Annotated in this window: 8 protein-coding genes; 2 read left to right on the plus strand and 6 right to left on the minus strand. The window is 36.2% G+C overall.

What is annotated here, in order from left to right:
• Nucleotides 1-321 precede the first annotated feature (321 nt).
• Nucleotides 322-618, plus strand: coding sequence for a hypothetical protein (locus tag ABZC96_RS07180; protein WP_373030094.1), 297 nt, complete (start codon nt 322-324; stop codon nt 616-618).
• A 95-nt stretch (nt 619-713) separates the two neighbouring features.
• Here ABZC96_RS07180 and ABZC96_RS07185 read toward each other — a convergent pair whose 3' ends face one another.
• Both ABZC96_RS07185 and ABZC96_RS07190 read right to left on the minus strand, forming a co-directional pair.
• On the minus strand, nt 714-1019 hold the full coding sequence (locus ABZC96_RS07185; RefSeq protein ID WP_373030095.1) for a hypothetical protein: 306 nt from the start codon (nt 1017-1019) through the stop codon (nt 714-716).
• Between the two features lie 133 nt (nt 1020-1152).
• Complete coding sequence (locus tag ABZC96_RS07190) at nt 1153-1368, minus strand: SHOCT domain-containing protein (RefSeq protein WP_373030097.1); 216 nt, start codon at nt 1366-1368, stop codon at nt 1153-1155.
• 158 nt (nt 1369-1526) lie between these two features.
• On the opposite strand from ABZC96_RS07190, the gene ABZC96_RS07195 reads away from it, so the two are divergent.
• Nucleotides 1527-2873 carry a DASS family sodium-coupled anion symporter gene (locus tag ABZC96_RS07195; RefSeq protein WP_373030107.1) on the plus strand — a complete coding sequence of 449 codons (1347 nt, stop codon included), beginning with the start codon at nt 1527-1529 and terminating at the stop codon, nt 2871-2873.
• A gap of 100 nt (nt 2874-2973) precedes the next feature.
• Here the strand turns inward: ABZC96_RS07195 and ABZC96_RS07200 are convergent, their stop codons facing one another.
• From ABZC96_RS07200 to ABZC96_RS07215, 4 genes are all read right to left on the minus strand, one after another.
• Nucleotides 2974-4773: a hypothetical protein gene (locus tag ABZC96_RS07200; RefSeq protein ID WP_373030099.1), complete on the minus strand. Its 1800-nt coding sequence runs from the start codon at nt 4771-4773 to the stop codon at nt 2974-2976.
• Complete coding sequence (locus tag ABZC96_RS07205) at nt 4757-5305, minus strand: HyaD/HybD family hydrogenase maturation endopeptidase (protein ID WP_373030101.1); 549 nt, start codon at nt 5303-5305, stop codon at nt 4757-4759. The genes ABZC96_RS07200 and ABZC96_RS07205 overlap by 17 nt, the downstream gene beginning before the upstream one ends.
• On the minus strand, nt 5302-6012 hold the full coding sequence (cybH, locus tag ABZC96_RS07210) for a Ni/Fe-hydrogenase, b-type cytochrome subunit (protein ID WP_373030103.1): 711 nt from the start codon (nt 6010-6012) through the stop codon (nt 5302-5304). Before cybH ends, ABZC96_RS07205 begins: the two co-directional genes overlap by 4 nt.
• A 49-nt stretch (nt 6013-6061) precedes the next feature.
• The coding region (locus tag ABZC96_RS07215; RefSeq protein ID WP_373030105.1) for a nickel-dependent hydrogenase large subunit at nt 6062-6848 on the minus strand (787 nt) is incomplete at its 5' end.

Below are 6848 nucleotides of genomic sequence, written 5' to 3' on the forward strand. Positions count from 1 at the left end.
ACTAAGTGCCTCTATACGCCTCTCATAAGTATTTGTAGGACTATCAAGATAGGTTTTCTTAGGGGTTTCTATAGTATCTGTATGATTTTCTTCTGTCTCTTCTCCACAAGTATTAAAAAGAAAGATACTTAAAATGATGAAAATAAGGATGCTTATATTTTTCATGAGGGTCCCTTTAATATTTTATAACGTTTATTATTGTAGCTATACTTACTTAAGTATTTTATAGAGAAGAAAAACATAACATAATAAAACATTTATTTTCTATTACAATTTGTCATATTTTTTACCTACTCCATACTTTTCTGTCAGAATACAAATATGAAACCTACATCAAAAGAAGTACTTGAAAAAATCAGTAAACACTGTTCTAATCAGCTAACGTTATACAAGTTCAATACAACTACACTACAAATAAGTGAAAAGTATAGAGAAGGTAGACTGACAGCATTAGAATATCTGGGCGAGCTTACTTATTACTATCTGCAGGAAGAAAAGAGGATACAAGAACAGTTTAAGGATCAAGTAACTAAGCAACTAAAGCTTCACTCTTACCTTGATGATACAGAGTATAAACGTGGTCTGTATGATACGTTAAATGAAGTATTAGATTTTTGACTGTTATGTGGGAGTAATGTTCAGCCTATTAAAGTGAATGGTATTTCTACCTACTTTAATAGACGTAAACTTTTATATATTTAGAAGAGTTTTAGTTATTTTGCCTTAAGCTTTTCAGCCATTTTACAGCCCTCTTCAGAACCATGTTTACATGCTTTACCGTAGTATTCGATCGCTTTTGAGATATCTTTCTCTAGTACTTCGCCCTTCTCGTATTTCATTGCTACTGAAAAACATCCGAAATAGTCTCCTGCATTATTACAGTCATCCATAAAATCTTGAATTATCTCCATCGGATTCGATTCTTCACTGAACTCATCATCAAGATCATCATTAGACTCTGCATTTGCAAAGGCACTCATACCTAATAAAAGTATTCCTGCAAGTAATATTTTTTTCATTAGTATCCCTATTTTATAATTTCATGAAGAAAGTATACAATTAAAATGTCAAAAAAATGTCATATGACTATAAAAAAGTATTTTGATATATTGTGTGAGTAGAATGATTACAGATTTAAAGGGTAAAATCTCTTTATGCAATTCTTTTTAGTGTATTAGATTTTTCTTCATATTCTTCTTTATTTATCTCACCATTTGCATAACGTCTATCAAGTATGTCTTGTGCAGAAGAATGCCCTTCTGTGTTTTTAGTAGAAGTTTTTAAAAAATAAAATAGAATAAAGCCTAACACTATCATAATACACCATATACTAAATCCCATGCCCCAACCATGTCCTGCATACCCCATACTTTATCCTTTTCGAGAATTTCTTATATAAAGTATAGAGCTTGAGTGTGCAATCACTGTGTAAAAGATTTTTAACTTTCGATTTTAGAACTACTCTTAAGTTTTTTGAGGCACAATAAAAAACAATAATGAACTAAATGAGGAATAATTATATGTCAATGGCAGAACAGACAAAAAAAATATTGTTATCACTTTTATTTTCTTTGATCGCATTTGGAGTTATGATAGCATTTTTTACACTCCAGCAGTCACTGATGGTTGCCGCAATAGTACTTATGGTGACACTTTGGACCAATGAAGGATTACCTCTTGCAGTAGTTTCACTGTTACCTATTATATTATTCCCTGCTGCGGGAGTATTGTCTACAAAAGAGACGGCAGTTAATTATGCAAACCCTATTATCTACCTTTTTTTAGGTGGATTTTTGATTGCGATTGCTGTAGAAAAAACAGGTCTGCACAAAGTGATTGCCAGCAGAATACTTAATCTTTTTCCAAGTTCTGTTAGAGGTATTATCTTTGCGCTGATCATTACATCAGGTCTTTTGAGTTCAGTTCTTTCCAATACTACTACTACCCTGCTCTTACTTCCTATCGCTCTGTTTCTTACTGAAGATATAAAACTCAAAATGCGTCTGGCACTAGGTATCGCTTATGGAGCAAGTATTGGGGGTATTTTGACACCTATCGGTACACCGCCAAACCTCATACTTCTTGGTATTATGGAAGAGTTTGGTATGGAGGCTATCCCATTTGTACAGTGGATATATATGGTTGCACCTTTAGTTCTTATAATGTTTGTAGTCGTGGGGTTTGTTTTGGGATTAGGTGTTAAAAATTTACACATTGAAGCGGATCTAAGTGTCAAATCTCTTAAAAGTGATCAAAAGAAAGTACTCTATGTCATTTTTGGACTGATCGTAGTACTTTTAGTGAATGCGCCTATCAAACCATACTATAATGGATTGGGATTGAGTGAACCAGGTATACTTCTTACTGCAGGACTGCTTCTTTTTGCCCCGCCTTTTTCTATATTGGATTGGATGAATGACAGAGAACGTATTCCTTACCGTATTATGTTTCTTTTTGGTGCCGGTTTTGCAATAGCGGCTGCAGTCACAAAGACAGGGATGGCCGAAGAGATTGCCTCACATCTTATCACCTTCTCGAATATACCTATGGTTCTTTTTTTACTTATCATTGCTACGATGGTGACCTTCACTACTGAGATCACAAGTAATACTGCACTGATCTCTATCATGCTTCCTATACTTTATAAGGTAGCAGAACAAATGGGCTACGATGCAACACTGATTATGATGGTCGCAACGATCTGTGCTTCTTATGCTTTCATGCTGCCTATCGCTACCCCGCCTAATGCCATAGCAATGAGCTCTGGTGCAGTCTCTGTCAAAACAATGGCGATGTATGGTATTGTTTTTAATATAGTTGGTATTGCGTTCATTGTTGCTATTGCACAGTCATTTTGGCGCCACTTACTATAGATATTATTACTGTAAGTGGAATTATTCTATTCCATTTCTAATGTCATCAGATACATATCTTTCTTCACCATCGACTACCGATACTGTAATATTTAGCTTTCTATTCACTACCAAGGGTTATCGCTCCAAGCGCGACATTAGCATTGTCTATACTCAAACGCTCATTTCTGTAAATTGGGTAATTTATGCTAAGTGCATTATAGGCTCGCATGAGTAACTGACGATTTTCAAATAGACCACCACTGAGCGTTACACCATTAATACCGATATTTGCATCAGAGTCTTCTGCTTGTTGTGCAATGAAATCTGCCAAAGAATCAATAAAACCAAAACTAAGTAGATAGTCATCAAGTCCGGCAAGTTTAAAACTCATTACCGAGCGGATAGCAAGTCTTATATCTAGCTGATATCCTTCTTCTGTACTGATGACTTTATAATCGATACGGGGTCCTGATTTTCCACCAAACTCAATAGCTGTTGCTTCAAGTACTTCGCATGACTTCATTGCATCATTTCCAGCATACAAATCGATAAACACAGCTGCCATAGACCATATCTTAGTAATATCAGAAGTATGTTTTTTAAACTGTACCTGTACTATCTTCTCATATAAGTCGGGGAAAGTATTTTTGAAATTATTGACAAGGCGCATACCTCCCTCATCCATAGATGCTATCGCTTCAAGCATATCTCTTGGTTGAGTTATATCTTCATCTTTGAACAGCACCATAGGTGTATAACCAATCTTACTGGAAAAAGAAAAGATATGGGAAGTATGTTCACGGCTGAAATGTATGCCACAAAGGGCTTGTCCCTCAAGTGCATGTTCTACCATGATAGACCGTAGTGCTGCATGTGCCGGTTCAAAACTGATAGCACCATTGGCCTGAGATCTATCATCATTTGCTACATAACGTATGTAAGATTTGTTCTTCAAATCAAGTGATGTATTGATCTGCAAGCCATTTGCATCTCCATAAGCCTGAAAACCATCATACTTACAAAATGAAGGATTTTTTAAAGACATAGGAACGTTCCAAGGTAACATATCACGTCCGGATGTAATAATAAGATGTTCATCTAATGCAGTAGCTACACGGAGTGTCGGTATGTTATCAGAAAATACAGCATCAATGCCTTTATTATTCAATGCTGTCGAAAGAGCAAGTGTTATTTTATCATCGGCAAAGAAAACAGGGTAAAAAGGCTCGTTCAATTCATATTCAGAACGCATCATTAATTTTGCTTTTAAACGTACTGTAGGTTTTTCCACCATCATTAGAGAGTCTAACTCTCCTTGGGTGATGAGAAACTTTTCTGAAATATCTCTAGGATTACAAAACAGTACACCATCATTGCTGTGTACGTTAGAATTTAATAATGAAAAGCGACGAATGCCATTATAAGTAGGTAATGTAAGTTCACCCGTATCACTCAAAACATTTGCCAATTGCATGAAAAATGCTTCTTCAGTAGGAGCAGTAATTCCAGTAGATCTAGTTAGGTCCTCCATATTAAGAGACGTTTCACTAAATCCGCAAACAGAACATGGATTAAATGGATTGAGTGTCTTTACTACACTCTCTTGACATTCAGGACAATAGGGAACATTAAATGGCGTATGTCTATCAGGTAACGATACCGTATGAACCTCACTATCTTCTTCTTTATGTATCTCTTCTATTTTGTAATCACGTAAGAAAAGGGATTTAGGAACAAGTGTAGATATTTGCTCTGCTAATGTTTCAAGGGCAGCCTGGTCTCCTGCAGCTTCTATCCTATAGTGTGTACCTTCTTTATAAAGGGAAAGAGGGATAACAGAAAGTTCATTTATACGGTTTAATAGCCGTGTAAATAATCCATTATCATGGATATACTCAAATTTAAACGCTATATGCATCAAGTGCCCTGAAAGAGTTTGGAAGAATGGCTTGTATATCTACTTCGGCCTTTTTTATTGTATTTACACCCATAGTATGTAAATAATCCAAAAGTGTTTTTTCCATGAGTGGTACAGCATCAGCAACACCTTCAGACAGAGAAAATTCTGTTGCCTCTATAATTGTTGGTACGACTCCCATGATCATGGTCGGTGGACGATCACCCGCTAGATCCATCATGTTGAGCGTTTGCAGCATTTCAACTTCATGTGCACTACCCTGCCAGTTTACAGCATCAGGAACAGCATCAAAATCAAAGAAATAGACTTCTCCTGCTTGAACGCCTGGAGCATTGATCGTATCGATGATGATCAAATGGTCATACTCCACAATGATCGGGATGAGTCTTTGTGCAAGTGTTCCTCCATCAACAATATCTATTTGATGTTCACCCTTAAAACTGTATTTTTTACCTATATAATTGATAAAATGAACACCTATGCCCTCATCTCCAAAGAGGAGGTTTCCTATACCCAATACTAATATTTTCACTTATTATCTTCTTTATCGGATCTTTCTTGTTCTTTTTTTAGATGATAGTCATACCCTGTAAACATTACATCAAGTGCACTATGCTTAAATCGAATTGCAGACCAAATAACCAGATAGATATGGATAGGAATAAAGATCAAATAACCCCACATCGTAATATGATGAATATAGCGTACATTGGCAAGTCCTCCCATCCATGCTTCTACTGTACGCATAGATTCGTATAACAAGCCTCCAACACCCTGATGATAAACATGTACATAAAGTATCAGTCCCGTAACAGATGCCAATACAACTAAAACCATAATGGCAAAGTAGGTAATAAACTGCAAAGGTCCATAAAAACCTTTTTTACGTAATTCACCGATAAAAAAGTAAGATTTCAACGATATGATCCAAGATTTTAAACTAAAGACATCTTTCAGTGAACGCAATTCCCCTTCACTGTCTTTTCCAAAGAAGAAAAGATAGATACGCAGTAATCCAGAAGATATAAGGACAAACCCTAAGATAAAGTGCCACATTGCCCACTTTCCAAAGAGTAATTTATCACTTGATCCTTCAGAAGAAAGGAATGGATCTGCTATGTAAAAACCTGTAATAATAAGCCCTGTTATCACCAGTGCTCTTATCCAATGTAATATTCTATTGCCACTGCTGTAGACAAAATCAGGATGGTCTGATGTGTATTTTTCTATTTGTCCCATGATTTATTCCCTTTCTAATTCATTTTTATTAAAAAAATTATTTTAAGCTCTAGCAAGTTGCTCCACTGCTCATAGGATTTACTTTAAATTCACTGAGTTCCACACCCTTCATATCCATCACATGTACAGAACATGACATACATGGATCAAAAGAATGAATGACCCTAAGTACCTCAAGAGGCTTAGTAGGATCTTCAAGTTTCAACCCAACCAATGATGCTTCATATGGCCCAATAACACCATTACCATCCATAGGCCCTGCATTCCATGTTGTAGGCACAACTGCTTGGTAGTTTTCGATCAAACCGTTTTTAATACGTACCCAGTGACTAAGTGTACCACGAGGTACTTCACCTATGAAACGACCTGTATACTCTTTTGAAGGATCTATTTCAAATTTAGTGTATGTACTGTCATCTGTTTTAATATTTTCCACCAAAGAGTTAAAAGTAGTAATCGCATTATCTGAAATCAGTTTTGTCTGCAACATTCGTGCTGCTGTACGACCTAATGTCGTAAATAGTGCACCTACTGGCAATCCTGTACGTTTCAGGAAAGCACCGACTTCTACTTGGACTTTTTTGTTCCCTCTGGCATAATTGACGAGTAAACATGACAAAGGACCTACTTCCATCGCTTCACCATCATAACGTGGGGCTTTAACCCAAGAGTATTTCTTTGTCTCATCAATGATCTTTGCTTCACCATTTACAGTGTCACCATCAACAAAACCAGTATAGTCAGGCTCAGTTACACCATCCCAAGGTTGAAGGGAATTACTTCCTTTGTACCATGCATGTGTCACATCTTCTTCAATTTTCATATCATCAATATCA

Origin of the sequence: Sulfurovum sp. (assembly GCF_041551015.1) — a bacterium.
Lineage (GTDB): Bacteria > Campylobacterota > Campylobacteria > Campylobacterales > Sulfurovaceae > Sulfurovum.

Coding starts and splice junctions, on each gene's coding strand:
- cybH (WP_373030103.1), bottom strand. CDS start 6,012: ATGGGACAAATAGAAAAATACACATCAGACCATCCTGATTTTGTCTAC.
- ABZC96_RS07180 (WP_373030094.1), top strand. CDS start 322: ATGAAACCTACATCAAAAGAAGTACTTGAAAAAATCAGTAAACACTGT.
- ABZC96_RS07200 (WP_373030099.1), bottom strand. CDS start 4,773: ATGCATATAGCGTTTAAATTTGAGTATATCCATGATAATGGATTATTT.
- ABZC96_RS07190 (WP_373030097.1), bottom strand. CDS start 1,368: ATGGGGTATGCAGGACATGGTTGGGGCATGGGATTTAGTATATGGTGT.
- ABZC96_RS07195 (WP_373030107.1), top strand. CDS start 1,527: ATGGCAGAACAGACAAAAAAAATATTGTTATCACTTTTATTTTCTTTG.
- ABZC96_RS07185 (WP_373030095.1), bottom strand. CDS start 1,019: ATGAAAAAAATATTACTTGCAGGAATACTTTTATTAGGTATGAGTGCC.